25 protein-coding genes are annotated in these 25,481 nt (G+C 60.6%); 13 read left to right on the plus strand and 12 right to left on the minus strand.

The features are described 5' to 3' along the window. Positions 1-29: 29 nt before the first annotated feature. Together RSF91_RS08215 and RSF91_RS08220 are read right to left on the minus strand one after the other, a co-directional pair. Positions 30-443 (minus strand): VOC family protein, encoded by a 414-nt coding sequence (locus tag RSF91_RS08215; RefSeq protein WP_332567956.1) that lies wholly within the window; start codon positions 441-443, stop codon positions 30-32. 43 nt (positions 444-486) lie between these two features. Further along, complete coding sequence (locus RSF91_RS08220; RefSeq protein ID WP_332567957.1) at positions 487-1,146, minus strand: glutathione S-transferase; 660 nt, start codon at positions 1,144-1,146, stop codon at positions 487-489. 102 nt (positions 1,147-1,248) lie between these two features. Between RSF91_RS08220 and RSF91_RS08225 the strand changes: the two genes are divergently transcribed. The 4 genes from RSF91_RS08225 to RSF91_RS08240 all read left to right on the plus strand — a co-directional run bounded on the left by RSF91_RS08225 (position 1,249) and on the right by RSF91_RS08240 (position 4,619). Then, positions 1,249-1,653 carry a hypothetical protein gene (locus RSF91_RS08225; protein WP_332567958.1) on the plus strand — a complete coding sequence of 135 codons (405 nt, stop codon included), beginning with the start codon at positions 1,249-1,251 and terminating at the stop codon, positions 1,651-1,653. Between the two features lie 51 nt (positions 1,654-1,704). Further along, entirely contained in the window at positions 1,705-2,226 is a 522-nt protein-coding gene (locus RSF91_RS08230) for a copper chaperone PCu(A)C (protein WP_332567959.1), read from the plus strand. Positions 2,227-2,351: 125 nt separating this feature from the next. Then, positions 2,352-3,278 (plus strand): PhaM family polyhydroxyalkanoate granule multifunctional regulatory protein, encoded by a 927-nt coding sequence (locus tag RSF91_RS08235; protein WP_332567960.1) that lies wholly within the window; start codon positions 2,352-2,354, stop codon positions 3,276-3,278. 72 nt (positions 3,279-3,350) lie between these two features. Further along, positions 3,351-4,619, plus strand: coding sequence for an FIST signal transduction protein (locus RSF91_RS08240; protein WP_332567961.1), 1,269 nt, complete (start codon positions 3,351-3,353; stop codon positions 4,617-4,619). A gap of 220 nt (positions 4,620-4,839) precedes the next feature. Here RSF91_RS08240 and RSF91_RS08245 read toward each other — a convergent pair whose 3' ends face one another. The 5 genes from RSF91_RS08245 to RSF91_RS08265 form a co-directional block, all read right to left on the minus strand. Next, positions 4,840-6,006 carry a CMD domain-containing protein gene (locus tag RSF91_RS08245; protein WP_332567962.1) on the minus strand — a complete coding sequence of 389 codons (1,167 nt, stop codon included), beginning with the start codon at positions 6,004-6,006 and terminating at the stop codon, positions 4,840-4,842. Between the two features lie 10 nt (positions 6,007-6,016). Next, a complete protein-coding gene (locus RSF91_RS08250) occupies positions 6,017-7,480 on the minus strand; it encodes an NAD(P)-binding domain-containing protein (RefSeq protein ID WP_332567963.1) in 1,464 nt (487 codons plus the stop codon). 194 nt (positions 7,481-7,674) lie between these two features. Next, a complete protein-coding gene (locus RSF91_RS08255; RefSeq protein WP_332567964.1) occupies positions 7,675-8,691 on the minus strand; it encodes a Bug family tripartite tricarboxylate transporter substrate binding protein in 1,017 nt (338 codons plus the stop codon). A gap of 198 nt (positions 8,692-8,889) precedes the next feature. Next, positions 8,890-9,294 (minus strand): YXWGXW repeat-containing protein, encoded by a 405-nt coding sequence (locus tag RSF91_RS08260; protein WP_332567965.1) that lies wholly within the window; start codon positions 9,292-9,294, stop codon positions 8,890-8,892. 206 nt (positions 9,295-9,500) lie between these two features. Then, entirely contained in the window at positions 9,501-10,232 is a 732-nt protein-coding gene (locus tag RSF91_RS08265) for a helix-turn-helix domain-containing protein (protein WP_332567966.1), read from the minus strand. 117 nt (positions 10,233-10,349) lie between these two features. Between RSF91_RS08265 and RSF91_RS08270 the strand changes: the two genes are divergently transcribed. Beyond that, the gene (locus tag RSF91_RS08270; protein WP_332567967.1) at positions 10,350-11,156 is read left to right on the plus strand and encodes a hypothetical protein; all 807 of its coding nucleotides are present in this window, start codon (positions 10,350-10,352) and stop codon (positions 11,154-11,156) included. Positions 11,157-11,269: 113 nt separating this feature from the next. After that, on the plus strand, positions 11,270-13,237 hold the full coding sequence (locus RSF91_RS08275) for an MFS transporter (protein ID WP_332567968.1): 1,968 nt from the start codon (positions 11,270-11,272) through the stop codon (positions 13,235-13,237). A 13-nt stretch (positions 13,238-13,250) separates the two neighbouring features. Here RSF91_RS08275 and RSF91_RS08280 read toward each other — a convergent pair whose 3' ends face one another. Then, the gene (locus tag RSF91_RS08280; RefSeq protein ID WP_332567969.1) at positions 13,251-14,015 is read right to left on the minus strand and encodes a DUF3047 domain-containing protein; all 765 of its coding nucleotides are present in this window, start codon (positions 14,013-14,015) and stop codon (positions 13,251-13,253) included. Positions 14,016-14,189: 174 nt separating this feature from the next. On the opposite strand from RSF91_RS08280, the gene RSF91_RS08285 reads away from it, so the two are divergent. From RSF91_RS08285 to RSF91_RS08295, 3 genes are all read left to right on the plus strand, one after another. Next, a complete protein-coding gene (locus RSF91_RS08285) occupies positions 14,190-14,714 on the plus strand; it encodes a hypothetical protein (protein ID WP_442878826.1) in 525 nt (174 codons plus the stop codon). A 22-nt stretch (positions 14,715-14,736) separates the two neighbouring features. Next, the gene (locus tag RSF91_RS08290) at positions 14,737-15,594 is read left to right on the plus strand and encodes a DUF2145 domain-containing protein (RefSeq protein ID WP_332567971.1); all 858 of its coding nucleotides are present in this window, start codon (positions 14,737-14,739) and stop codon (positions 15,592-15,594) included. A gap of 71 nt (positions 15,595-15,665) precedes the next feature. Continuing rightward, on the plus strand, positions 15,666-16,796 hold the full coding sequence (locus RSF91_RS08295; RefSeq protein WP_332567972.1) for a serine endopeptidase: 1,131 nt from the start codon (positions 15,666-15,668) through the stop codon (positions 16,794-16,796). Between the two features lie 21 nt (positions 16,797-16,817). On the opposite strand, the gene RSF91_RS08300 is transcribed toward RSF91_RS08295, so the two are convergent. Next, positions 16,818-18,212, minus strand: coding sequence for a GGDEF domain-containing protein (locus RSF91_RS08300; protein ID WP_332567973.1), 1,395 nt, complete (start codon positions 18,210-18,212; stop codon positions 16,818-16,820). A gap of 321 nt (positions 18,213-18,533) precedes the next feature. Continuing rightward, entirely contained in the window at positions 18,534-19,706 is a 1,173-nt protein-coding gene (gene tgt / locus RSF91_RS08305) for a tRNA guanosine(34) transglycosylase Tgt (RefSeq protein WP_332567974.1), read from the minus strand. A gap of 121 nt (positions 19,707-19,827) precedes the next feature. Here tgt and RSF91_RS08310 point away from each other — a divergent pair, with 121 nt between their 5' ends. Continuing rightward, the gene (locus RSF91_RS08310) at positions 19,828-20,304 is read left to right on the plus strand and encodes a universal stress protein (protein WP_332567975.1); all 477 of its coding nucleotides are present in this window, start codon (positions 19,828-19,830) and stop codon (positions 20,302-20,304) included. A 50-nt stretch (positions 20,305-20,354) separates the two neighbouring features. Here the strand turns inward: RSF91_RS08310 and RSF91_RS08315 are convergent, their stop codons facing one another. Continuing rightward, entirely contained in the window at positions 20,355-20,777 is a 423-nt protein-coding gene (locus tag RSF91_RS08315) for a hypothetical protein (RefSeq protein WP_332568054.1), read from the minus strand. Positions 20,778-20,882: 105 nt separating this feature from the next. After that, positions 20,883-21,407 (minus strand): MarR family winged helix-turn-helix transcriptional regulator, encoded by a 525-nt coding sequence (locus tag RSF91_RS08320; RefSeq protein WP_442878829.1) that lies wholly within the window; start codon positions 21,405-21,407, stop codon positions 20,883-20,885. A 117-nt stretch (positions 21,408-21,524) separates the two neighbouring features. Between RSF91_RS08320 and RSF91_RS08325 the strand changes: the two genes are divergently transcribed. From RSF91_RS08325 to RSF91_RS08335, 3 genes are read left to right on the plus strand one after another with little or no spacing between them, the layout of a single operon-like run. After that, positions 21,525-23,837, plus strand: coding sequence for a bifunctional salicylyl-CoA 5-hydroxylase/oxidoreductase (locus RSF91_RS08325; RefSeq protein WP_332567977.1), 2,313 nt, complete (start codon positions 21,525-21,527; stop codon positions 23,835-23,837). Further along, the gene (locus tag RSF91_RS08330) at positions 23,834-24,604 is read left to right on the plus strand and encodes an SDR family NAD(P)-dependent oxidoreductase (RefSeq protein ID WP_332567978.1); all 771 of its coding nucleotides are present in this window, start codon (positions 23,834-23,836) and stop codon (positions 24,602-24,604) included. The genes RSF91_RS08325 and RSF91_RS08330 overlap by 4 nt, the downstream gene beginning before the upstream one ends. Positions 24,605-24,626: 22 nt before the next feature. After that, positions 24,627-25,481 (plus strand): enoyl-CoA hydratase family protein, encoded by an 855-nt coding sequence (locus RSF91_RS08335; protein WP_332567979.1) that lies wholly within the window; start codon positions 24,627-24,629, stop codon positions 25,479-25,481.

Consider the following 25,481-nt stretch of genomic DNA (forward strand, 5'->3'; position numbering starts at 1 on the left):
TGAGTGAAGGTTTGTGCTGGCACATGACCTCAGTGCTCGTACACCGCTTCCCAGTTGGCAAAGCCCTTGACCTCAATCGGATTGCCGCTGGGGTCGGTAAAAAACATCGTCCACTGCTCGCCGGGCTCACCCTCAAAGCGCACCTGAGGCGCCAGAATGAACGGGGTGTTGGCAGCCTTCAGGCGTTCGGCCAGGGCCAGCCAGTCGGGCTTGAGCAGGATCACGCCCAGGTGGGGCATGGGCACCATATGGTTGCCGACCTTGCCGGTGTTGGCTACGGCGAAGGGCTGGCCCAGGTGCAGGGAGATCTGGTGACCGAAGAAGTCGAAGTCGACCCAGGTGTCGGTGCTGCGGCCTTCGCGGCAGCCGAGGATGCCGCCGTAGAAGCTGCGGGCTTCGTTCAGGTCGGTGACGTGATAGGCGAGATGAAACAGGCTTTGCATAGTGCTTGTAAGCGTAGCATTGCCTGCTTCAGATTCTCGGCAATCAGCGTGCCGACTGGGCCTTGACGCGCTCCATCAGCTCGATCGTGTTGGCTTTGCGGTCGGCGTTGACTTTTTGCACCGTGGGGCGTTCGCTCATGCGGGCCAGATAGTCGGCTACGGGCAGCTCGGCCAGCAGGTCGGTGCCGCCCATGATCTTGCTGGCGTTGCTGATGAGGGGCAGGTGCACGATGGCGCTGCAGTCGGCAATGCTGAAGGTGTCGCCAGCGATAAAGGGCGTATCAAAGCGGGCCAGCTGGGCAAAGCCGGCAATGTTCTTTTTCAGCTGTTCCAGCGTCTTGTCGCGCGTGGCATCGCTGATCTTGCCTCCGAAGAAGGCCTGCGGGTAGAGGTTGCGGGCGACCAGTTCCAGGTGCAGGTTCAGGTATACGCACAGCTCGCGTACCTTGGCTGCGGCAAAGGGGTCTGCGGGTATCAGCGGCACGTTGGAGGACAGTGTCTCCACATATTCAATGATGGCCTCGGATTCGCTGATAGCTCCATGCTGGGTGCGCAGATAGGGCACCTTGCCCAGTGGCGATTCAGCGGGGTTGGTCTTGCCAAGCCAGGCCAGTTCTTCGGCAAAGGGAATCTGCTTTTCCATCAAAGCCAGCTTGACTTTGTTGTAGTAGTTGCTGGCCGAAAAGCCGCAGAGAGTCAGCATGCTTGTCTCCTGAAATAGGTGGTTGGAACTCCCATGGTAGAGGCAAGTGCCGCCAGACTAGCGTCACCAAGCGGATACCGGGGCGGCTTCTACAATCGCTGCATGCATTGGCGCACCTTCCATCATCCGCAGAACGCTGCGGGGCCGCTCACTCGCTGGGTACTGGCGGCCTGGCTGTGCGTGCTGCTGACCAGCGTGGCGGCGCCGTTTGCCAGAGCCACGCCGCCAGCGGGCTGGGAGGCGCTATGTAGCGCCGTAGGTTCCACGCACTGGGTGCCCAGCCCTGCCAGCGACGAAGCATCTGCCTTGCCGCATGGCCTCGATTGCGCGCTGTGCCTGCCGCTGCTGGCCCCGCCGCCAGCGCACCAGCAGCGTCTGAGCTGGCTCGGTGCGAGCTTGACTGCGCCGCAGTGGGCGCCAGCCGTCAGCCGGGTCTTTGTTCGCCTTTTGCCACCTGTGCGTGCACCGCCGTTTGAAACTCTCAGAACCATAGCTGCAAGCGCTTGATTGATAAGCGCTGCAGCCTGATTTATCTTGAATTTGAATGGAGAAGATTTCATGAATATGCGTCGTTTTACCGTGCTGGCTCTGGGTTCCCTCGTGGGTTCGTTGATGGTTTCCGGGGCTGCCTTTGCCCATGCCGATGCAGCCCATGTCAAGGCTGACAACGTCTGGGCTCGCGCCAGCGTGCAGGGGCAGCAGGCTTCGGGTGTCTTCATGCGCCTGACGGCCCAAGAGCCGCTCAAGCTGGTGGGTGTGGAAACGCCTGCTGCCGCAGTGGCCGAGGTGCATGAGATGAAGATGGACGGCGATGTGATGCGCATGCGTGCCATTGAGGCTCTGGATTTGCCCAAGGGCGTGGCGGTGGATCTCAAGCCCGGCGGCTACCACCTGATGCTGCAGCAGCTGAAGGCGCCGCTGGTCAAAGATACGCAAGTGCCCATCACGCTGGTGTTCAAAAATGCCAAGGGCGCTGTCTCGCGCCTGAGCCTGCAGGTGCCGGTGCGCATGGCAGCACCAGCCGGTGCTGCGGGTGCAGGTGGGCATTCGCACGCCGGGCATGGCGACCATCAGCATTAATGTCTGGACTGGGGCGCGGCCTGCTCCTTTGTTTGCAGCAAGCAGTGCAAGTGCAGTAAGCTAGTCCCGTATCCAGAGAGGTCTGGATACGGAGATTGGTACCCATCCCTGCAGTGGAGAGCACTATGAGCGGCGACGCATCGGCATTTGGTTTTGGCAAGTTCATTCCGGGCTTTGATTTTCTGCAGGGGCTGGCGCAAAGCGCTGGCACTGCATCCAGTCCCATGGGCCGTGTGCCGCAATGGGTGGCCCCCACTGTGAGCGTGGAAGAGGTGGACAAACGCATTGCCGAGCTGAAAGCCGTGCAGTTCTGGCTGGAGCAAAACGGCCGTGCGCTCAATGCCACCATTCAGGCGCTGGAAGTACAGCGCATGACGCTTTCAACCCTTAAGGACATGAACGTCAGCATGAGCGAGCTGGCCAAGTCCTTTCCCTTCCCGGGCGCGGCGGCTGCTGAAGCCGCGAAGGCTGCCAGCGCAACCAGCCATGGCGGCTGGCCCATGTGGGGCGGTAGCGCCAAGACGGAGCCTGAGCCCGCACCCAAGGTCGAGCCGCAGCCCGAACCTGAACCTCAGGCCGCACCGCAACATGAGCAAAAGGCACAGACCGCTGATGAGCCAGCCAGCGGTCAGACTGGACAAGCCTCTCAGGCGGCCATTGGTCAGGCCATGCAATGGTGGGGTGCGCTGACGCAGCAGTTTCAGCAGATCGCCGCCAAGGCCATGGCCGAGCCTGTGGCGCCCCAGACCATGGCCGCCGCACAGCGCGCGACCGAGGCAGCCAGTGGTTTTGCCAAGACCGCCATGGAAAAGGTAATGGCGCAGGCCAGCCAGTTTGGCGCGGGCGCTGCAGCAGATTCCGCAGGTGCGGCAGAGGCTGCCGCCAAGCCTGATGCAGCAGCTGCGAAAAAGCCGGCACCCAAGAGTGCAGCGCGCAAAACAACGGCCGCAGCTCCTGCGGCTAAAAAGACCGCCACCAAGGCAGCAGCACCCAAGAGCCCTGCAGCCAAAAAAACGTCAGCTAAAGCCTCTGCATCACCGCGTAAGTCTTGACCCGTTAGAGGGCAAGAGGGGTGAAAATCGTGGTGCAAGCGCGCATCCACGCCAGCAAGGACAGGAGGGCTTATGTCATTGTTTCCCGTCGGTCATGCCAGTGACCCGAACTGGCGCTCTGCCGTAGAGCAAGTCGTGCAGCAGCTGCGTGGCCAGTTGCTGCGCCTGTCGCCGCAGCAAAAGCAGCAGCCTTACCGGCTGGGGCTGGCTTATGTTTCGCAAAAGCTGGCGCCTCACGCTCAGCAGTTGCTGGCGCTGCTGGCACGCGAGTTGCCGCAGGTCACGGACTGGGCGGGTGGCTCGGGCCATGCGGTGCTGGCCATGGAGCATGAATACACCGAGGACTCATCGCTGGCTGTCATGCTGCTGGATGTGCCTGCCGCGCATTACCGCGTTTACTCCGGCGTGGCGCCGCTGGCCATGCTGGGCGCAGAGGCGGGGTTTGAGGCGCATTCGGCGCTGGTGCATTCCAGCATCGACCAGACCGATCTGGCCGAGCTGCTGCTTGAACTGTCTGAGCGCACGACCTCTGGCAATCTTTTTGGCGCATTGGGTGCAGAGGATGGAGTGCAGTTCGCCTGCCGCGCTGAAGACCTGCCGCGCCTGCGTGCAGAAGCGGCGGTAGGCGTCTTTCATGCAGGCTTCTCTGGCGTGGCTTTTGATAGCGATGTGGGCTGCTTTTCGCGCATGGCGCAGGGCTGCGCACCACTGGGTGCCGGAATCGAGATTACCGAAGCCAGGGGCCCGATGCTGCTGGAGCTGGAGGGCGAACCCGCCCTGCCGCGCTTGCTGCAGTTGCTGGATGTGGAAGCTAGCTCCAGCGCTGGCGGGGGCTGGCAGGCTGCGTTGTCAGAGCTGCGCAAGACACTGGCCGCTATTGCCCCGCTGGGGCGAGGGCTGGAGCGCGGTGCGCTGACCGATGAGGCGCAGGTGTTGCATATCGTGGGACTTGATCCGGTGCGTCAGGGTGTGGCGCTGTCCGCATCGGTAGAGCCGGATAACACGGTGATCTTCTGCCAGCGCCAGAGTCATGCGGCCCGCCATGAACTGATGCAGATGGGCGCGGCCCTGAAAGATGCGCTGCAACCCGATTTTGCCGATGCAGCCCCCGAAACAGTGACCGAGCAGCAAGCGCCGCTGTACATTCGCGGCGCGATTTACATGAGCAGCAAAGGCCGGGGAAGCGAGCTGTTTGGTGGCGACGATGCCGAGCTGAAGCTGCTGCGCCACGCACTAGGCCCCGTGCCGCTGATCGGCCTGGTGACAGAGGCGCAGTTGATGGATGCGCGTGTGCATCAACTGGCTGGAGTGCTCACGGTCTTTACCGGAAAGCAGCCTTGAACTTGATAGCTCATAGCGCTTGATTTCAAAGAGTTTCAGCGCATATTTGCCATCAATCCAAGGATTGAAAGGCGCAAGCAGCTATCAAAAAAGAAAGCGCCAGCTAAAAAACTGGCGCACTCCAAGCAAGGGACAGCGAGCAAGCGCCGCCGCGCAGCGAGGCTGTCGTCCCCCTCCCGTAGCGCGAAGCGCGTAGAGAGAGGGGAAGCGGCAAAACCGCTCAGGGGGAGACGTAAATCTCTACGCCCAGGTTCAGCATCAAGCGGTTGGCCCAGCCAAACAGCGCTGCCGAGTGCAGCATGTCCAGGATTTCCAGATCGCTCAGGCCCGCATCGCGCAGCGGCTGCACGTTCTGCACACCAAAGCTGCCGGGCGCACGGGTCAGCACCAGTGAGGACTGAATGATGGCGCGCTCGCGGGCGTTGGTGCCTGCGGTGTCGGGGTCGTCAAACATCTGAGCCATCACATCATTGCGCTTGGCCAGTTGTTCAAAGCGCTGAGCGTGGACAGATGCGCAATACACGCAGCCGTTGGATCGCGACACGGCAGTTGCAGCCACTTCACGTTCGGCACGCGACAGGCCGCCGGGCGCATACATGATGGCGTTAAAGGCCTGTGAGCGTTCCAGCAGCACCTGTGGCTGGCGGGCCAGCACCAGGTAAAAGTCCATGGTCTTGGCCTTGGGGTGGCTGACCTCCAGCACATGCTGCTGCTCGGGCGTGGCGGTGTCGGGGTTGAGTACTTCCAGCCAGGCCTTCCAGTCCAGCGTTTCGCTGGTAAAGCCGTTGCGGCGCAGCGGCTCGCCGGGGGGCGGCAGATTGGCAGGGTGCACAAACGGTGCGGTGGCCACAGGTTCGGCCGCCGGGGTATCGGCCACGCCACCCATATCGCTCATGGCTTTGACGCCGACCAGCAGGCGGGCCTGATAGGCCACAAAGCCAATCAGCTGAGCCAGCAGCACGGTGTCGTTGAGTGACAGGCCTGCGGCAGGAATGGCCAGCAGCGCGGCCTGATCGCTTTCGGCGGGGTTCAGCGCCAGCGTGCGCACAAAGTGCAGCATGGCATCCATGCGGGCGTTGCCGGTCTGGGCGCTTGGCTGGTCGAGGATGGTGCGCAGCTCGGGGGTGATGGCATCGCTCAGCGCCTCGGCGCGGGCGCGGTAGTCGGCCTCCAGCGCGGCAACGCCGCTGACGCGGGCCTGCTCTGCGGCCAGCACCAGACGCTCGGCCTGGGTCAGGGCGCTGTCCAGCTGATTGCCCAGCAGCAGGTCTTCGCAGGCCTGTGTGGCCAGAGCCACTTTTTCGCGTTCGTGGCGGGTGGTGAAGCTGGGGTTACCTTCGGCAAGGCCAGCCAGACGGTCGATCGTGTCTGTAGTGGTGTCTGTCATGTGCGGTCTTTTATTGTTGAAGTTGGCGAATGCGCGCGGCGCTGTCGGCGGCAGTCCATTCGGTGCCGTCCAGCTCGGGCTCTGCATAGGCTTGCAGCTTGGCAAAGTGCTGCTCAATATCGTCGCGGTAGATGACGGAGGCCAGGCCTTGGGCCAGCTTGCGCGCCCCATCGCTGATGGCGGGAATATCGCCAGACACCGTGCCGTGCGAGAGTGCGGCGGGGTAGCAGAAGCAGTGAATGTGATCGAGGCCGGGCAGATCGCCCTGAAACTCGAACAGCGCACCCAGATCGGGTGAGGCCGACAGCTCGGCATCTTCGTCCCCTGCTTCGGGGGTGAAGCGGCTGTTCCACAGCTTCACATGCGGGGCGATGTCGGAAAACTCGGGACGCAGCTTCCAGTCCACGGCAAAGCCGGTGGAGATGATGAGAAAGTCCAGCACAAACACACCGCTGCTTGTCTGCACATGCAGCTTGCTGCCCACTTGCTCAACACCTTGTACGGCGCTGCCCAAGTTGAAGAAGGCATTGCTGTGGCGCGATACGCGCAGCGTGCTGCCATGGGGCGGCGGCACTTGCTGGGCGTTGATGTAGTGGCGAATGCGCCATTTCCACGCGTCGGGCAGCAGGTACTGGCCGTGGGTCAGGCCGGGCACGCCCGAGCCTTTGGATTTGTTGATCTGCGGCAGCTGGCTGCGGCGAATCAGCATGTCAACGCTGGCGGCACCGCTCTCAAGCGCCGTCGCAGCACTGTCCATGGCCGATGCACCGGCACCCACCACGCCCACATGCTTGCCGGCCAGCGTGGCGTAGTCCATCTCGTCGGATGAATGCGCCCACAGTTTTTTGTCCACACCCTGCATAAAGGCGGGAATGGTGGCGCCGCCCAGACCATCGCGGCCTGTGGCCAGCACAAGACGCCGGGCCTGCCAGGTGGCGACGACGTTGTTGGCCTTGACATCGACTTCCACCACACCATCGGCCTGCGGGCGCACGGCGATGACTTGGTGGCCGTTGCGTACATCGGCATTCGTCACGCGGCGGTACCAGCGCAGGTAGTCCATCCACTGTAGGCGGGGAATCTTGTCCAGCGCCGTCCATGCATCCCTGCCGAACTGGGCGATGAACCATGCGCGGAAGGACAGGGATGGAATGCCCATGGCCGGGCCGGTCAGCTCCTTGGGGGAGCGCAGCGTCTCCATGCGCGCCGTGGTGGCCCACGGGCCTTCAAAGTCCAGCGGGGATTGGTCCAGCAGCACTGGCTTGATGCCGACTTGCTGCAGTGCCATGCTAAGAGCCAACCCGGCTTGCCCTGCGCCAATGACGATCACGTCATGCACGGGGCGGTCATTGCGTGTGGCGGGAGAAATCCAGGCCTTGGCAGGCCAGCCCAGCGTGAGCAGATCATCGCGCAGGCGTTCTTCCAGCGCTGCAAGTCCCGCAGCGGAGGTCGCCGTAGAAGGAGAAATTGACATAGCTAAAACCCAAAAGCGCCTGCGGCTTGGGGCAGCAGGCGCATCAAACGAATACCAAGAACTTAACACCGAAACAAACTGTACCTAAAACTGTTTCGGCTTAAAACTGGCGCACTACAAGCCAGAGCACCGAGCAAGAGCCGCCTCGCGGCGAAGGTGCAGTCCCCCTCTGCGGAGCAGAGAGGGGGTGTTAATCAATCGATCGTTATTTTGGCGTCCTTCACCACCTTGGCCCACTTGATGCGGTCGTCGTGCACGGTCTTCTTGAACTGTTCTGGCGTTTCCTCGCGGATGGTGTTGCCCTGAGAGACAAAGCGCTCGCGCACTTCGGGCTGGTTCAGCACATCGTTGACGGCATGGTTGAGCTTTTTGATGATGACCGGGTCTGTGCCCTTGGGCGCAAAGATGCCGAACCAGATGGAGCTGTTAAAGCCCTTGGTGCCGGGCAGACCGCTGGCGGCAATGGTGGGCACTTCCTTGACGGCTTCCACGGGCTTGGCCGTGGTCACGCCCAGCAGGCGCACCTTGCCAGCCTTGTAGTGGCTCAACACGGTCTGCACCTGATTCATGATGCAGCAGGTCTCGCCGCGCAGCACGGAGGTAATGGCTTCAGGGCCGCCCTTGTAGGGCACGTGCACCATGTTCAGGCCCAGGCGCGAGTTGAACTCGGCAAACGCCATATGCGTGCCTGCGCCGTTGCCGGTGGAGGCGTAGTTGTACTTGCCGGGGTTGGCCTTGATCTCGTCAACAAACTCTTTGAGGTTCTTGACGTTGATGACATTGGGGTTGATGGTCAGCACATTGGCCACGTCCACCAGCGGGGCGACGGGCACAAAGTCGGCTTCCACATCAAAGGGCAGCTTTTTGTACAGCGATGCATTGCTGCCGTGGGTGGCGGCGGTGCCGAAGTAGATGGTGTAGCCATCTGGCTTGGCGCGGGCCACGTACTCGCTGCCGATATTGCCGGCCGCGCCGGTCTTGTAGTCAATGATGATGGGCTGGCCCAGCAGCTTGCCAAGCGGCTCTTGCGCCACGCGGCCGATCACGTCCACACCCGAGCCGGCGTTAAAGCCCATGATCATGGTGATGGGCTGGTGTGGATAGTTTGCTGCGCCGTGGTCTGCCGCTTGGCTGGCCAGAGGGATCAGGGCAGCGATGGCAGCGGTTGCCAGAACGCGGGAACCAGTAAAAGAGCGAGGCAGCAAGCGCATGGTGAGTGATGACCAGATGAACGATGGAATGCGCTTATTGTGAATGCTGTTTAATGCCTCGCTTGTATATGCTTATGCGGCATGAAGCCTGTGTGGGTAAACGAAAAAAAGCCTGCACCAAGACGGTACAGGCCTGAAATCTGCTGATACCAGATGACTCGAATCCGGGGGCGTCAGCAGAGGAGGGACAGAGTCAATTTAGCGGCGGTGGGGGTTGTTGGGGTTGCGGTCGTGGCGGTTTGGCACGCCGTCGCCATCACGGTCCCAGCGGCTGCCCTGGTAATCCCAGCGGTTGCCGTGATGGTTCCAGGCGGGCTGACGGTACACATAGCCGGGGCGAGACTGCACCCAGTGACCTGCACGCCAGACATGGCGGTGGCCGCGTGGTTCCCAGTAACCGGGTGCCCAGACATGACCGCGGCGGGGTGCGGGAACGGCTTCATACCGGGGAGCGGGCGGTGCATTGAATTGCGCGTTGACATAAGAGCCCTGGCTGGCAGGAGCCCAGTGAGGGCTCTGAGCCTGTGCCGTGCCGACCAGACCCAGCAGGGCCATTGCGCTGGCGCCGAGGATGGTTTGAACAGTGGTGCGAATTGACAGCATGCTTGCCTCCTTCATGGGTAGTTGGGGTGCCGGTTCAGGCATCCCTTGGGCTCAATGATGGAAGGCCAGCGTCAACCGTCGGTTGCCACTGTGCGAAGTCTTGCAATCTTGTGTGTCTGCTCGGTGAAGTTTGTATGCAATTGGCCTGCAGCGCTTTGTTTGTAAGTGCTGGTAGCTATGAAATCAGTAGTTTTTGCGTCCGCTGCTTAGCGGCGCAGCGTGGCAAAGGCGGGCAGCTCCCATTTGCGCATGCCCAGCACCAGCGTGTAGCCATCCAGCTTGTTGGGCCCAAGGCGCTGGTCTTGCAGGTGCTGCTGAGAGAAGTCCTGACCGATGCGCTGTATGCGCTCCACAAATGCGGGGGCGTTACCGGGGGTGATGGAGCCGTGCACCAGCAGCATGGTTTCGTCTTCGCCCGCAAACGTGCCGCCAAAGTAGTCGAGCACGGCGTTCTCGCGGAAGAAGTCCATCACCGGGCCATTGGTCTGCCAGCGGAAGGTCTTGGCCAGGCGCAGCTTGTAGCGGTTGCCGGGGCGCAGCTCGATGATGCCAATGCGGTCCAGCTGCGCTAGGTAGCCAATGCCTTCGGGCTCGCTGATGCGGTAGGTGGCGACGATCTGCTCCAGGGTCCACTGGCTGAGCACGCAGATGGCGGTAAGCAGCAGCTTGCGGTCAGCCACTACGGCGACTTCCTGCTCGCGGGTGATTTTCTGCAGCAGCGGGCGGCTGTCGGCCACGCTGCGCGCCAGATCGGCAAAGTCCAGATGCAGGGCGCGGCAGATTTCGTCGATGCGCGACAGCGGCATATCGCCCTTGGCCAGCATGCGCTTGACGCTGGACTCCGCCATATCAATGGCTTTGGCCAGATCGGCATAGGTCATCTGGGCGGCCTTGAGTTCCTTTTTGATGGCGGTAACGAGGTCGGCAGTCGTGCTCATAGTATCGATTGGTAGTACTGCTGGTGCAGCAGTGTAGGGCAAGTGTAGAAGATCGATGCTGTTTGAGTGGCTGATTTTCATACTGCGTGGCAGTCAACACGAACAAGGAGCCGCGCCATGCGCCTGCACCCCTCAACCGCCGCCGTGGTGGAGATCACCGCCTCTGAAGCCTCAGGCTCGCTGGAGCAGCGCTTTGCGCTGTTTGGCGGCATGGCCTTTTTGCTCACGATGGCGCTGCTCATGCCCGGCATGGCGCAGTCAGAGAATTACCACGCGTTTGCCGATCAGCGCGGGTTGGCGGGCCTGCCCCATGCGGCGAATGTGCTGAGTAATCTGGGCTTTCTGGCTGCAGGGCTGGCCGGTTTTACCCTGCTGTGGCGTGCCGACTATCAGCGCCTGAACGGCACGGCTCGCGCCCTGTGTGCGCTGTTTTTTGCGGGGCTGCTGTGCTCTAGCGCAGGCTCTGCCCTTTATCACTGGGCGCCGCAGAACACGACGCTGGTCTGGGACCGTCTGGGTATGAGCGTGGCCTTTGCGGGTCTGCTGGGCCTGGCGGTTCAGATCCGGATGGACGACATCAGCGCCCGCGTAACGGCGGTGCTGATGCTGCTGGCAGCACCCATCAGTGTGGCTGTCTGGGTGCAAACCAGTAATCTCTTGCCATGGGTGCTGGTGCAGGCGGGCGGCATGCTCATTATTTTTGGGCTGGCCTTTATGGCTCCGCGCCGCAATGCGCTGCCGGTGGAGCTGGGCTGGGTGATTGGGCTCTATGCCGTGGCCAAGCTGCTGGAGGTGTCGGACAGCGATGTGTTTGATGTCACGGCGAACTGGGTGTCGGGCCACAGCCTCAAGCACTGGGTGGCGGCAGCTGCGGCACTGCCGGTGCTGCGTGCTTTGCACCTGTGGCGCGAGAGCATTCGTTGAAACAATGATTTTCATAGCGGCTTGCGCATGTTCATCAAGCGCTTACGGCATAAAACCTACAAAAAAATCTGAGCAAATAGGCACAATGCCTGCAGCGCAAAAGGGAGAGATGCATGAATTCCACGCCGACCGGTGAGCAGGCCGCCACCGCAGATCAACACTCAGACCCGCAGGCACACCCCAATCAGTTTGCCTTGCTGGGCCAGCGCCGCTTTGCGCCGTTTTTCTGGACGCAGTTTGCCGGTGCGGGCAATGACAATCTGTTCAAGTTCGCCTTCACGGTGATGGTGACCTACCAGCTCAGTGTCTCCTGGCTGCCGCCCGCCATGGCGGGGCTGGTGATTGGGGCGCTGTTCACGCTGCCGTACTTGCTGTTCTCTGCTACCTCGGGGCAGCTGACCGACAAGTGGGACAAGACGCGCATGTTCCGCCTCGTCAAAAACCTTGAGATCGGCATCATGCTGATCGCCGCCTGGGGTTTTGTCGAAGCGAATGTGCCTGTACTACTGCTGTGCGTGTTTCTCATGGGTCTGCACTCCACGCTGTTTGGCCCCGTCAAATTTGCCTATCTGCCCCAGGTGCTGAACGACCGTGAGCTGACCGGCGGCAATGGCATGGTGGAGATGGGCACTTTCGTCGCCATCTTGCTGGGGCAAGTCGCTGGTGGCTTGCTGATTGCCGTGCCTGAAGTGGGGCATATGCAGGTGGCCATAGCCTGCGTGGCCTTGGCCGTGGTGGGCCGCATCTGCGCGCAGTTCATCCCTCATGCGCCGGCCACCGATCCTGGTTTGGTCATCAACTGGAACCCCATAACCGAGACATGGCGCAACCTCAAGCTGGCGCATGGCAATGTGGTGGTGTTTCGTTCACTGCTGGGCATCAGCTGGATGTGGTTCTTTGGCGCTGTGTTTCTCTCGCAGTTCCCCAGCTTTGCCAAAGAAGTGCTGCATGGCGACGAGCATGTCGCATCGCTGCTGCTGGTGATTTTTTCGGTAGGTATTGGCATTGGTTCGCTGCTGTGCGAGGTCTTCAGCCGCCGTCAGGTCGAGATTGGTCTGGTGCCGCTGGGTGCCATTGGCATGAGCGTTTTTGCCATTGATTTGTACTTTGCCACCCGCGCGCTGCCGCCGTCAGAACTGATGGGGGTTGGTGCCTTTTTTGCCCAGCATAAAAACTGGCGCGTGATGGTGGACCTGGGCATGCTGGCACTGTCTGCCGGCATTTACAGCGTGCCCATGTATGCGCTGATTCAGATGCGCAGCCTGCCCACGCACCGTGCACGCATCATTGCGGCCAACAACATCCTGAATGCGCTGTTCATGATTGCCTCTGCCGTGCTGGCAGGTGGGTTGCTGGCAGCGGGCTGCACCATTCCGCAGGTGTTCCTGATGACTGGCATTGCCAATGCCATCGTGGCGCTCTATGTGTTCTTGCTGGTGCCTGAATATCTGCTGCGCTTTGTAGCCTGGGTCATCACGCACTTTGTCTATCGCTTCAAGGTCCGCGGCGAGCAGAATATTCCGCGTGAAGGCGCGGCCCTGCTGGTCTGCAACCATGTGAGTTTTGTCGATGCCATCTTGCTCATGGCGGCCAGCCCGCGCCCCATTCACTTTGTGATGGACCACCGCATCTTTCAGGCGCCCGTGCTGGGCTGGTTGTTCAAGCTGGCCAAGGCCATTCCTATTGCGCCGCACAAGGAAGACCCTGCGACCTATGAAGCCGCGTTTGCCCGTGCTGCCGAGGTGCTGCGAGAGGGGGACTTGCTGGCCATCTTTCCAGAGGGCGGTATCACCTCCAATGGCGAGCTGCAGCCTTTCAAGGGCGGCATCATGAAGATTCTGGAACACGCCAAGGCTGAAGGTCTGGATGTGCCCATCGTCCCCATGGCGCTGACCAACCTCTGGGGTTCGTACTTCAGCCGTATTGAGCTGCGCGGCGGCAAAAATGTGGCCATGGTCAAACCCATGCGCCGCGGCCTGTTCAACCGCGTGGGGCTGGAGGTGGGCGAGCCGGTACCTGCTGCCGGGGTCAGCCCCGGTTTGCTGCAGCAGCGCGTGGCCGATTTGCTGCAGCGCGGCTGATCAGGGGGTGAAATCAGGGGCGCAGACGGATATCACCCATGTACGCGAGTCCCTCGCTATGGGTGTTGTCCGAGTCGGCCGAGACGGTGATGCCAATCACCATGGGCATGGCCTGTGATTCATCGCCAAAGGCCTGCTGGTAATCAGCCTCAAGGTGGCGCTGTTCCGTCATCCATTGGCCCTTATGGGCGCTGCCACTTTGCAGCACGATAAAGCGCATGCGGTGGGTAAAGGCGTTATGCAACACCGTGCCCACAGGCTGCTTGTTGTCCCAGATATAGCAGAGCGTCTCGGCCGGTATGTCCTCGCCGGTGCTGATCTTGCCCAGCCTCAGCTTGGAGCGTTCGCCAAAGCTCAGCTGGGATTTGTCGAAGTCGAATGACACGCACAGCTTGAGAGCGGCGTCGTCACCCGATCGGGTTTTGATATCGGCCTTGTCTATCAGCTGATCTACGCGCCAGCGCCACTGCAACTGCAGGCTGGGTGTCGGTGTCTGGTGCAAGGTGTGCACCATATTGCCGTAGGCATCATGGGTGCTGATGCGCAGCACATGCTCTCCATCCTTTTCCACCACGCTGTATTGCGTGGGGCTCTTGTTGGGGAGGGTGGCAAAGTGCCAGGGGGCACCCAAAGGGCCGATGGGCGTCTGCGAGAAAGCGGCGATGGCATCGCCCTGAGCATGACCGATGCCCGGTAGTGCAAGCGCAGCCGAACAAAGTGCGGCCAGATACCGTGGCTTGAGCCAATAACTGCGCACTGCGCATTGTCTGGAGTCCATTCGCATGATGTGCCTGATGATTTTTAAAAGTTGTGGGCGCGGGAACAGGGCAAGATGCAGTGCCGGATTCGGTCACATGGGCTGAATGCGGGAAGAAGTATCGATTGGCGATACTGCTAGATCTGCAACACGCTTATTTTGACAAATTGGCCAGCGAATTCTGTCGGCTTAGAGATGATTCGTCCGTCGCAGCAAAAAGCGGCGGCATATTGCAACAACACCCAGGAGCACTCTGTGATCAACGCCTTGACCTTTATCCGTCCTCTTCGCAACAGCCTTTGCGCACTGGGCGCTGCCTTTGCTCTGTTGGGCGGTGGCGTGGCCCACGCCCAGAGCGAAGCCTCTCTGGTGCTGTCGGCCCTGCCTGTGGCATCGGTGGTTGCAGCGGTATCCGGTGGTGCTTCGGAGGAAGTCGTGGCAATTCCCCTGTTTCTGTCGGCAGCCGGCGCATCCGTGGTGATCGAGGCGGTAGAGAGCAGCGCCACGGGCGTGACCTATGTGCTCAAAAACGTGGCTGACGGCACTTCAGCCGTGGTCAAGGTCTCGGGGCAGGCTGCCGGTGCGCTGTCGGTTGGCGTGGGCACAGTGGTGCAGACCAGTGCCACGGCTGCGGGCGTGATCTTGTCTGCCGCTGGCAAGGTGCTGGCCTTTATCCCCAATGAAATCGGCAAGTCGCTGATGCACAACGAGCGTCTGTAAACCAGCCTGACCGGAGACTCGCATGACAGAAGAAAACACCAGCATCGTGCAGGCCATGGCCCCCATGCAGAGCACCAGCTCGCATATTCCTAACCCACTGATACTGGCGCTGGGCGCGGCGCTCATCGCATGGGCAGGCTCGGCAGAGGCTGGGCGCAGCTGCGAAAATCGTCCACTGACGCCCGAGGTCATGGCCAAGGGCCTCAATCTGGCGGCGCGCACATCCAAGGCGCTGGATGCCGAGTTTCAGAAAAACGGCACACAGGTGGTGCTGCTGGCCAGACAGGGGCAGGATTTGAGCAAGTACGACCTCAAGTACTCGCACTATGGCTGGGCCTACAAAACGCCCGCAGGCCCATGGCGTGTGGCGCATAAGCTCAACGAATGCGGTACGGCGGGCGGGCATGTGTACCGGCAGGGTCTGGGTGAGTTCTTCCTCGACGATATGTGGCGTTATGAAGCCGTCATTCAGGTGCCTGTGCCTGCGGTGCAGCAGGCGCTGCTCAATTTTTTGACTGCGCCTTCAGTGCTGCGCTTGCAAAGTGAGCCTTACAGCATGGTCAGCTATGCCTGGGGTATGAAGTACCAGCAGTCCAACCAGTGGGCGACAGAGACATTGGCCGCGGCTCTGGACCCCAATGCCATTCAAAACCGTGCACAGGCGCAGGCATGGTTGCAGGCAAAGGGCTATGAGCCCAGCTCGCTCATCATCCGCGCTATTTCGCGACTGGGTGGCCGCATGACGGCCGCCAATATCGCGTTTGATGATCACCCAAATGACAAGCGCTATGCCAGCCGTATCGAGACCGTGACGGTAGATTCCGTCACCCAGTGGCTGCAGCGCACGCAGATGGCCGCTGCGGTTCGTGTGGTGCAATAAATTCAAGACAAATAGATTGCTAGCCCTTTTCTGTATTGCGTTAGCAGCTATTGATTGAGGAGTGACTTGTCATGAGTAAATCTCTGCGTTTGCCTGAAAAATGGTTTCGCCGCGGCCTGTGGCTGGTCGCGCTGGCGTTTGCCTTTTTTCTGATCGGCCTTGGCGGACTGGTGGTTGGCAATTTGCCGCAACCCAATCATTCGCTGGAAGTCGAATCCTTTATTCCGCAGGCCGATGTGCAGCGGGTGCAGGCTGAAATCGACAAGGCGCAAAAGCTGTCCAGTGCGGCGTCCAAAGCGCAGGACAAAGCACAGCTCAAATACGACGCAGAGCGCTCACGCTATCAATCGGCGCGCGAGACGTTTGACAACTGGATCGCCACTCGCCGAGCCACGGAGCGCCCCGAGCAAGATGCCGAACTGATTGCGCGCACCAAGGCACTGGATGAGCTCAAGCAAAGCGAGAGCAAGGCTCGCCAAGTGCTTGAGCAGGAATCGATGAAAAGTCTGGAGGCCTCGCAGGCGCTCTCGGCTGCCGAGTCTGAGATGAGCGGCCTGCGCGATCAGGCCTACCCTGAATATCAGGCCGCCGCCCGCGCCAGCGAGCTGCGCGTTTTCCTCTTCCGTCTGGCCATTACCTTGCCCTTGCTGGTGCTGGCGGGCTGGTTGTTTGCCAAAAAGCGCAAGAGCACCTGGTGGCCGTTTGTCTGGGGCTTTATCTTTTTTGCACTGTTTGCCTTCTTTGTCGAGCTGGTGCCTTATCTGCCCGACTACGGCGGCTATGTGCGCTACATCGTGGGGATTCTGGTCACGGTGTTGCTGGGGCGCTATGCCATCGTGGCGCTGAATCGCTACCTTGAAAAGCAAAAGCTGCAGGAAGCCTTGCCCGAAGTGCAGCGCCGCGAAGAGCTGAGCTACGACGTGGCGCTGGAGCGACTGGCCAAGAGCGTGTGCCCGGGCTGTGAGCGCCCTGTGGATCTCAAAAACACCGAGATCGACTTCTGCCCCCATTGCGGCATTGGCCTGTTTGACCACTGCGCCCACTGCCACACCCGCAAGAGCGCATTTGCCCGCTTTTGCCATAGCTGCGGCACCTCTGCCAGCAAGATGTTTACTGATCTGACTGCGCAGCCTGCCGTTGAAACTCAGGCGACCGCTGACAGCAAACCAGACGGTGCAGCTTCAGGCGCAGGAGCTGGCTGAAAACAGAAGTGAGAGCGCGGCTTACCAGAGCCGCGCCTCGACGCGATCACGGCCTGCTGCCTTGGCGTCATACAGAGCCTGATCGGCGTGCTGCAGCAGCATGCCCAGATCCTGGTGCTCTCCCGGCTTGGCGATATGCACCAGCCCAATGCTGACGGTGGCGGTGATGATCTTGTCGCCAGAGGGCACGCGCAGTTCCCTGGTGGCTTGATTAATGCGCTCGGCAATCTCCAGCGCTGTCTTGCTGTCCACATGGGGCAGAACCACGGCAAATTCCTCTCCGCCCATGCGACCCACAATGTCTTGCCCACGCAGCACCTGAGTCAGCGTATGGCTGAAGCTGCGCAGCAATTGGTCGCCACCGGCATGGCCGTAGCGGTCGTTGACCTGCTTGAAGTGATCAAGGTCCAGCATGAAGATGGCGACGGACTGGTGGTCATGCCTGCAGCGCTCCAGAATGCGCTGGCCTTGCTTCAAGAAGGCGCCACGCGCCAGCATGTCGGTCAGAAAGTCGTGATTGACGGCATGGCGCAGCTGGCGCATCAGTTCGGTGCGCGCCATGTGTGAACCGGCCACGGCCAGCGGGCCCAGCACCAGCATACTCAGCCCCATGCGGAACGACACAGTCTCCAGAAAGTGCGCGGGCGTAAAGTCAAACTCGCCCAGCGAGATGGCCGCCATCTTGCTCAGGCACAACGCGGCAGTAATCACCGTCAGGGTGAAGATTCGGTAGCTCAGTGCGCACCACAGCAGCGCGGGCAGAGAAAAGGCCAGAGCGCCCGGGCCGCCCAGCCAGTAGCTGATGAGTTCAAGCGCAATGACCGCGAGCACCGGCATGGCGCGCAGCAGCGGGTGCAGCTGGTCTGAGGCAGGGCCGCGCAGCTTGCGTGTGGGCCAGCCCAGAATCATGGGCAGAAAGATCATGTAGTTCAGCCACTCACCGCCAAACCACATCGAAAACGCCTGCAGGGGCGGAGTGTTGAAGGATGCCGTCAGTACCGGCCCGCCAATGGCGGCAGAGGTCAGTGCGCCTAGCCCTGCACCTATGAACAGCAACAGGGCCGAGGACTGGCGCTGCATGAACAAGGTGGCACCGGCCTGCTTGTGCATCAGCGCCCATGCCGCACCGACACCGGCCATATTGGCGAGGCTGAGCAGCACGGCGACTTCAGGGCGGCTGCCTGTGATCAGGTCGGCAGATATGTAACCGATGGCGACGCCCACAGCAGAGCCCGGGCGCACCCATTCGGGCTTGTGCAGCAGCAGCCCCAGCAGCAAGGCGTTGGCAGGCCAGATGGCGGAGAGAAAACCGATAGGGCGGCCCCAGATGCCCAGCCACGCCGCCGCAAATACCATGCCGCCCAAAGCGCAGGCGGCAGTCCACGTGCTTGTGCTTGAGGCTTTGGGCGACGTCATGGTTTGTGGTGGAGATGAAGAAGCGTCAGTCATACAAATGCGGCGGGCTATCTGGAATCTATGAACAAGGTCTGCATTCGGGTCTTGTGACTGGCCATGGGTGTGATTTGGTTACACGGAGTGTGACCATGTTTCAATAAAAATCATGTCGGCCTGCAGGCTGACATAGGGCATTTAAAGGCTTTATTGACTATTAATTTCAATCGATACCATTAATGACTCTTAAAGTCGGTAGAAACCTGAGGGCGAAAAAAAGCCAGAGACTGGCTCTGGCTTTTTGGAAGGTGTTGCAGCAGATGGAGGGTTGAAGCCCTTAAGCCTTTAAACCCCGCGTGCGCGGTCTGCCTTGAATTGGGCGCGGAACTGGGAAAACGTGCCTGCGTCCAGTGCGTTGCGCACTTCCTGCATCAGGTTCAGGTAGTAGTGCAGGTTGTGGATGGTGGTCAGCATGGGGCCGAGCATTTCGCCGCAGCGGTCTAGGTGGTGCAGGTAGGCGCGGCTGAAGCCTTCGCGGCCACCATCGTCCCAGCTCACGCCGCTGGTGCCCGCGCAGGCGTGGCAGGTGCAGGTGGTGTCGATGGGCTGGTGATCGGTCTTGTGGCGGGCGTTGCGCATCTTCAGATCGCCGTAGCGGGTGAAGATGGTGCCGTTGCGCGCGTTGCGGGTCGGCATCACGCAGTCAAACATGTCCACGCCATCGGCCACGCCCTGCACCAGATCTTCTGGCGTGCCCACGCCCATCAGGTAGCGGGGCTTGTTGGCGGGCAGCAGGTGTGGCGTGTGGGCCATGATTTCCAGCATCTCGTCCTTGGGCTCACCCACGGAGACGCCGCCGACGGCATAGCCGGGAAAGTCGAGTTCCAGCAAGCCTTGCAGCGATTCTTCGCGCAGGTTGAGGAACATGCCGCCTTGCACGATACCGAACAGTGCGTTGGGGTTCTCAAGGCGCTGAAACTCTTCTTTGGAGCGCTTGGCCCAGCGGCGGCTCATCTCCATGGACTTGCGCGCTTCGGCTTCAGTGGTTTTTTTGCCGTTGGTTTCGTAGGGCGTGCATTCGTCCAGCTGCATGACGATGTCCGAATTCAGAATCGTCTGAATCTGCATGCTGACTTCGGGCGACATGAACAGCTTGTCGCCGTTGACGGGGCTCTGAAAGTGCACACCTTCTTCGGTGATCTTGCGCATGGAGCCCAGCGACCAGACCTGAAAGCCGCCCGAGTCGGTCAGGATGGGCTTGTCCCACTTCTCAAAGTCGTGCAGGCCGCCAAAGCTCTTCATGATGTCGAGGCCGGGGCGCATCCACAGGTGGAAGGTGTTGCCCAGAATGATCTGAGCGCCCATTTCTTCCAGGCTGCGCGGCATCACGCCCTTGACGGTGCCATAGGTGCCCACGGGCATGAAGATGGGGGTCTGCACCTTGCCGTGGTTGAGGGTGAGTGTGCCGCGGCGCGCATGGCTGCTCGGGTCGGTCTTGAGGAGGTCAAACTGCAACATAGCCTGCTATTTTCCCAGATGCCCGGGCGGGCTGCTGCAATAGCCGCTGCTTGCCCCAGATTCGCAACCCGTTTTTGTTGCCTGCGCCTACACTGGGGCTTACTTCGAACAGGAGAAAGCCATGCTCAAAATCATGATTGCGGTTGACGGGTCGGATGTTTCGATTGAGGCGGTACGCCAAGGCATCAAGCTTTTGAAGAATGGGCTGGACGCTCACTTTGTCATAGCTCATGTGCAAAAAGAAGCAACGCTGCTGGAGCTGGCGACGACGGACTCTGACCTGATTGCCAATGCAAGCATCGATGCAGGCATGGACCTGGTAGCTCCCGCTCAGGAGTTGCTCAGAGCGGCTGGTGCCTCTTATGAAGTCGAGATCAGTCTGGGTGAAGAGGCCAACACCCTGATCGACATTGCCACGAGTACCGAGTGCGAGCTGATTCTTATCGGCGCCACGGGCAAGGGGGGGTTGGGCAGCATTCTGATCGGCTCGGTCTCACGCGAGGTAGCGCGCCATAGCGGCTTGCCGGTGATGATCGTCAAAATGCCGGAAGAGCAGGATGCCGAGGAAGACATCGGGGAAGATGAAGTCCTGATTTGATAGCTGTCTGCGCTTTATGAGTAAGCGCTTGAGACTTGTTTTTTGCTTAATCAGGCCGCGCGGCGCTGCTGGCTTGATTCGCGTCTTTGCCAGCTGCTGCGGTTGGCGTTGCGGTGGGCATTCAACTTGCCATGCGGCATGCTGGCAAGGCGCATCAGCATCCAGCGGCAGTAGCCCTGCACGCGCAGGCATTTGTTGATTTCTTCTTCAGGCAGTGGGCCTGACACCACAACCAGCCGGTCTGCAGCGTCCCAGTCGCCCGCCATGCGCAGGCGGCGCTGTGCCCCCATGGCCCATGAATTGATGCGGGTGGGCGGGCCGTGCTGGTGCACGCGGCCCGTGATGCGGTCAAAAGCAATGGCTACCAGCTCGGTCTTGAGGCGGTAAGGGCGCTCACCCGTGATGGCATTGGGCGCATCACGCATGTCGTAGAGATAGTAGTGCCCCGATCTGAGCTGATACATCAGATGCAGAAAATCCATGAAGCATGCCCTCAAGCCTGTGGCGCGCAAGACTGCGTGCAGGGATTCTCTACGAAATCGCCTGAAAGAGGGTGTTTTTCGGCCTTGGTGCGAGTTTCAGCTGTTTTCCGGGACGCTCAGCACCTGCCTCAAGCGCCCCAGCTGCTCGTACAGCGCATGGGTGTTCTTGCTGCCCAGTGGGGCCAGCAACTGTTCAAGCCATTGCTCATGGGCGGCGGCCATGGTTTTGAATTGCTTTTTCCCTGTCCGCGTCAGTCGCACCGTCATGGAGCGGCGATCTTCTTCATCGGCCACGCGCTCCACCCAGCCTTCGGCGACCAGCTGGTCTGTCAGACCCGTCACATTGCCGCCAGTCACCATCAGGTATTCAGACAGCGTTTTCATGCGCAGCCCTTTGGGGAAGCGGCTGAGCTGCGCCAGATAGTCAAAGCGCGGCAAGGTGGTGCCGAATTCATTGCGCAGCTGCGTGCGAATGAGTTGCTCGATCTGTGTGCTGCAAGTCAGCAGGCGAAGCCAAAGGCGCACGGCCTGATGGTCGTCATGCGACAGACCGGCTTCGCGCCCTAAGGCTTCGGGTGTGGAGATAGATGTATCCAAGTTTTTCTGGGCCATGGATGGCATGGTGCTCATGCTGAGATTTTTGTGATTCAGGGTTTGGCCTGATTTTAGTGAAAAATTCAAACATCAATAATTTAGACATAAAGTAATTTTTCAACGTGTCAGGAGCGGATGGCTGTCATGAAAATTGTCTGCATAGGTGGCGGCCCCGCTGGCCTTTACTTCGCACTGCTGATGAAGCAGATGAACCCCGCACACGACATCACAGTGGTGGAGCGCAACAAGCCCTATGACACCTTTGGCTGGGGCGTGGTGTTCTCTGATGCCACCATGGACAATATGCGCGACTGGGACCCCGTCACCGCTGCGCAGGTGGAGCAGGCGTTCAACCACTGGGACGACATCGAGCTGTTGTTCAAGGGGCGCAAGATTCGCTCTGGCGGCCATGGTTTTGTGGGTATTGGGCGCAAGCACCTGCTCAACATCCTGCAAGCGCGTTGTGAGCAGCTCGACGTCAAGCTCGTCTTCGAGACGGATGCGCAAAGCGATGAAGACTATGCGGATGCCGACCTCATCATTGCCAGCGATGGCGTGAACTCGCGTATCCGCACGCTGCACGCCGACATTTTCAAGCCCGATATCGTCACCCGCCCCAACCGCTTTATCTGGCTGGGCACCAAGAAGGTGTACGAGGCGTTCACGTTTGACTTTGTACGCACCGAGCACGGCTGGTTTCAGGCGCATATCTACAAGTTTGACGACGAGACGTCGACTTTCATCGTCGAGACCACGGAAGAAACCTGGAAGGCCAGCGGCCTTGATACCGCTGACCAAGAGCAGTCCATCGCCTTCTGCGAAAAGCTGTTTGCAGACAATCTGCAGGGCGAAAAGCTGATGACCAATGCCCGCCATTTGCGTGGCTCGGCGTGGATCAACTTTCAGCGCGTGGTGTGCGATCAATGGTGGCTGCGCAATGCCAAGGGCAGCCATGTGGTGCTGATGGGTGATGCGGTACACACGGCGCACTTTGCGATTGGCTCTGGCACCAAACTGGCGATTGAAGATGCCATTGAGCTGGCGCGCCAGTTCAAGCAGATGGGCGATGTGCCGGCACAAATCCCTGCGGTGCTGACCGCTTACCAGGAGGCGCGCCGTGTGGAGACGTTGCGCATCCAGAATGCGGCCTGGAATGCGATGGAATGGTTTGAGGTCTGTGGCGAGCGCTATTGCGATCAGCTGGAACCTGAACAGTTCATGTACTCCATGCTCACGCGCAGCCAGCGCATCAGCCACGAGAACCTCCGTCTGCGCGATGCGCAGTGGCTGGGCGGCTACGAGCAATGGCTGGCCGAAAAGAATGGCGTGCAGACGCAAGGCAAAGCGCCGCCGCCCATGTTTTTGCCCTACCGGCTGCGCAGCCTCACGCTCAAGAACCGCATCGTGGTCTCGCCCATGGCCCAGTACTCAGCGGTAGATGGCGTGCCCGGCGATTTCCATTTGGTCCACTTAGGAGCGAGGGCGATGGGCGGTGCCGGTCTGGTGTTTGCCGAGATGGCCTGTGTCAGCCCCGAGGGCCGCATCACCCCTGGTTGCCCCGGTACCTATTCCGATGAACAAAAGCAAGCCTGGAAGCGCATCAGCGACTGGATTCATGCCAATACCGATGCCAAGTTCGCCATGCAAATCGGCCATGCCGGTGCCAAGGCATCGACCCGGCTGGCATGGGATGGCACCGACTTGCCGCTGGAGCAGGGCAACTGGCCCATCATGGCCGCGTCAGAGCAGCAATATCTGCAAGGCGTCAGCCAGATATCCAAAGCCATGACCCGCACCGATATGGATGAGGTGCTGCAGCAGTTTGTGCAGGGTGCGCAGATGGCAGCTGACATTGGAGTTGACTGGCTGGAGCTGCATTGCGCGCACGGCTATCTGCTGTCGAGCTTTATCTCGCCGCTGACCAATCACCGAAGCGATGAATACGGCGGCAGTCTGGAAAACCGCTTGCGCTACCCGCTGGAGGTGTTCAAGGCTGTGCGAGCCGTGTGGCCGAAAGATAAGCCCATGTCCGTGCGTATCTCGGCCCACGACTGGGTGCCGGGTGGCACCACGCCGAAAGATGCCGTGGACATTGCCAAGGCCTTCAAGGCTGCGGGCGCAGACTTGATCGACTGCTCATCCGGTCAGGTCAGTAAGCTCGAAAAGCCCGTGTTTGGCCGTATGTTCCAAACGCCGTTTGCCGACCGCGTGCGGCAAGAAGCTGGTATTGCCACCATGGCAGTAGGTGCGATCAGCGAGGCCGATCATGCGAACAGCATCATCGCCGCAGGCCGAGCCGATTTGTGCGCCGTGGCCCGACCGCACCTCGCCAACCCAGCGTGGACGCTGACCGAGGCCGCCAAGATTGGCTACACCGCCATCGGCTGGCCCAAGCAGTACTACGCAGGAAAGCGCCAGATGGAAAGCCTGTTCGAGCGTGAGAAGGCTCAGAAATGACGTGCGATTTGAACGATCAACACGCGTTGGTGACCGGTGCTGGCCAAGGCATTGGTGAGGCCATCGCCCGCCAGCTGCTGGCCAGCGGTACACGCGTCACGGTGCTGGGGCGGCGTGCCGAGCCGCTGCAAAAACTGGTGGATGAGTACCACGGTCGCTGCCAGATGGTGCTGGCCGATGTGGCGAATGAATCAGAGGTCAAAGCGGCGTTTGCGCAGGCGGTAAGCGCGCAAGGCGCTATCAATATCTTGGTCAACAACGCAGGCCAAGCCAGCAGCACACCGTTCATGAAGATGGATGCTGCGCACTGGCAGCAGATGCTGGCCGTCAATCTCACCGGCACCATGCTTTGCATGCAGCAAGTGCTGCCCGCTATGGCGGCTGCTGGCTGGGGCCGCATCGTCAACGTGGCTAGCACAGCGGGGCTGGTGGGCTATGCCTATGTGGCGGCCTATGTGGCAGCCAAGCATGGGGTGGTTGGGCTGACGCGCGCGCTGGCGTTGGAGTACGCCAAAAAAGGAATCACCGTGAACGCGGTGTGCCCCGGCTATACCGAAACAGACATTGTCAAAACCAGCATCGAGCGCGTGGTGGAGAAAACCGGCCGCAGCGCCGATGAGGCACTGGCCGAGTTCGTCAAAAGCAACCCGCAAGGTCGGCTGGTCCAGCCGCAAGAGGTGGCTGATGCGGTGCTGTGGCTTTGCGGTAAAGGCGCAGCAAGTATGACGGGGCAGTCCATAGCCGTCGCCGGTGGCGAAGTGATGTAGTACCGAATGGGTGGAGAAACGCATGAGTGAATACCAAATCGATCCGGCGCTGGTCGCTGGCAACCACAAGCCGCTGGCTGGCTATCAGGCCACGCACTTTCAGTGGCAAGTGACGGATGGCGTGGCGACGATTACGCTGAATCGGCCTGAGCGAAAGAACCCGCTGACGTTTGAGTCATACGCCGAGCTGCGCGACCTTTTTTACAACCTCAAGTGGGCGACCGATGTGAAAGCGGTGGTACTGGTGGGCTCGGGCGGTAATTTCTGCTCGGGCGGCGATGTGCATGAAATCATCGGCCCGCTGGTGGCGCTCAAGGCACCTGAGTTGCTGATGTTCACCCGCATGACGGGCGAGCTGGTCAAGATGATGCGTGCCTGCCCGCAGCCCATCATCGCTGCGGTGGATGGTGTGTGCGCCGGTGCGGGTGCCATCATGGCCATGGCGTCAGACATGCGCTTGGGAACGGCACGCAGCAAGACGGCGTTCTTGTTCAACCGCGTGGGGCTGGCGGGCTGCGATATGGGCGCCTGTGCCTTTTTGCCGCGCATCATTGGACAAGGACGGGCCAGCGAGCTGCTCTATACCGGCCGCAGCCTGGGTGGCGAAGAAGGTGAGCGCTGGGGCTTTTTTAACCGTCTGTGCGAGCCCGACAACGTGCTGGCCGAGGCGCAGAAGCTGGCTGCCGATCTGGCCGCAGGCCCAAGCTTTGCCAATGGCATCACCAAGACCATGCTGCACCAGGAATGGTCCATGACGATTGAGCAAGCCATTGAAGCCGAGGCGCAGGCGCAGGCCATCTGCATGCTGACCGAAGATTTCTCGCGGGCGTATCACGCCTTTGTGGCCAAGCAAAAGCCTCAGTTCGAAGGGAATTGA

The organism is Comamonas sp., from assembly GCF_036643215.1.
Lineage (GTDB): Bacteria > Pseudomonadota > Gammaproteobacteria > Burkholderiales > Burkholderiaceae_C > Comamonas.

Coding starts and splice junctions, on each gene's coding strand:
- RSF91_RS08235 (WP_332567960.1), top strand. CDS start 2,352: ATGAGCGGCGACGCATCGGCATTTGGTTTTGGCAAGTTCATTCCGGGC.
- RSF91_RS08295 (WP_332567972.1), top strand. CDS start 15,666: ATGAGTAAATCTCTGCGTTTGCCTGAAAAATGGTTTCGCCGCGGCCTG.
- RSF91_RS08250 (WP_332567963.1), bottom strand. CDS start 7,480: ATGTCAATTTCTCCTTCTACGGCGACCTCCGCTGCGGGACTTGCAGCG.
- RSF91_RS08225 (WP_332567958.1), top strand. CDS start 1,249: ATGCATTGGCGCACCTTCCATCATCCGCAGAACGCTGCGGGGCCGCTC.
- RSF91_RS08215 (WP_332567956.1), bottom strand. CDS start 443: ATGCAAAGCCTGTTTCATCTCGCCTATCACGTCACCGACCTGAACGAA.
- RSF91_RS08265 (WP_332567966.1), bottom strand. CDS start 10,232: ATGAGCACGACTGCCGACCTCGTTACCGCCATCAAAAAGGAACTCAAG.
- RSF91_RS08325 (WP_332567977.1), top strand. CDS start 21,525: ATGAAAATTGTCTGCATAGGTGGCGGCCCCGCTGGCCTTTACTTCGCA.
- RSF91_RS08270 (WP_332567967.1), top strand. CDS start 10,350: ATGCGCCTGCACCCCTCAACCGCCGCCGTGGTGGAGATCACCGCCTCT.
- RSF91_RS08255 (WP_332567964.1), bottom strand. CDS start 8,691: ATGCGCTTGCTGCCTCGCTCTTTTACTGGTTCCCGCGTTCTGGCAACC.
- RSF91_RS08280 (WP_332567969.1), bottom strand. CDS start 14,015: ATGGACTCCAGACAATGCGCAGTGCGCAGTTATTGGCTCAAGCCACGG.
- RSF91_RS08275 (WP_332567968.1), top strand. CDS start 11,270: ATGAATTCCACGCCGACCGGTGAGCAGGCCGCCACCGCAGATCAACAC.
- RSF91_RS08300 (WP_332567973.1), bottom strand. CDS start 18,212: ATGACGTCGCCCAAAGCCTCAAGCACAAGCACGTGGACTGCCGCCTGC.
- RSF91_RS08285 (WP_442878826.1), top strand. CDS start 14,190: ATGATTCGTCCGTCGCAGCAAAAAGCGGCGGCATATTGCAACAACACC.
- RSF91_RS08245 (WP_332567962.1), bottom strand. CDS start 6,006: ATGACAGACACCACTACAGACACGATCGACCGTCTGGCTGGCCTTGCC.
- RSF91_RS08240 (WP_332567961.1), top strand. CDS start 3,351: ATGTCATTGTTTCCCGTCGGTCATGCCAGTGACCCGAACTGGCGCTCT.
- RSF91_RS08220 (WP_332567957.1), bottom strand. CDS start 1,146: ATGCTGACTCTCTGCGGCTTTTCGGCCAGCAACTACTACAACAAAGTC.
- RSF91_RS08310 (WP_332567975.1), top strand. CDS start 19,828: ATGCTCAAAATCATGATTGCGGTTGACGGGTCGGATGTTTCGATTGAG.
- RSF91_RS08330 (WP_332567978.1), top strand. CDS start 23,834: ATGACGTGCGATTTGAACGATCAACACGCGTTGGTGACCGGTGCTGGC.
- tgt (WP_332567974.1), bottom strand. CDS start 19,706: ATGTTGCAGTTTGACCTCCTCAAGACCGACCCGAGCAGCCATGCGCGC.
- RSF91_RS08335 (WP_332567979.1), top strand. CDS start 24,627: ATGAGTGAATACCAAATCGATCCGGCGCTGGTCGCTGGCAACCACAAG.
- RSF91_RS08260 (WP_332567965.1), bottom strand. CDS start 9,294: ATGCTGTCAATTCGCACCACTGTTCAAACCATCCTCGGCGCCAGCGCA.
- RSF91_RS08320 (WP_442878829.1), bottom strand. CDS start 21,407: ATGCCATCCATGGCCCAGAAAAACTTGGATACATCTATCTCCACACCC.
- RSF91_RS08230 (WP_332567959.1), top strand. CDS start 1,705: ATGAATATGCGTCGTTTTACCGTGCTGGCTCTGGGTTCCCTCGTGGGT.
- RSF91_RS08290 (WP_332567971.1), top strand. CDS start 14,737: ATGACAGAAGAAAACACCAGCATCGTGCAGGCCATGGCCCCCATGCAG.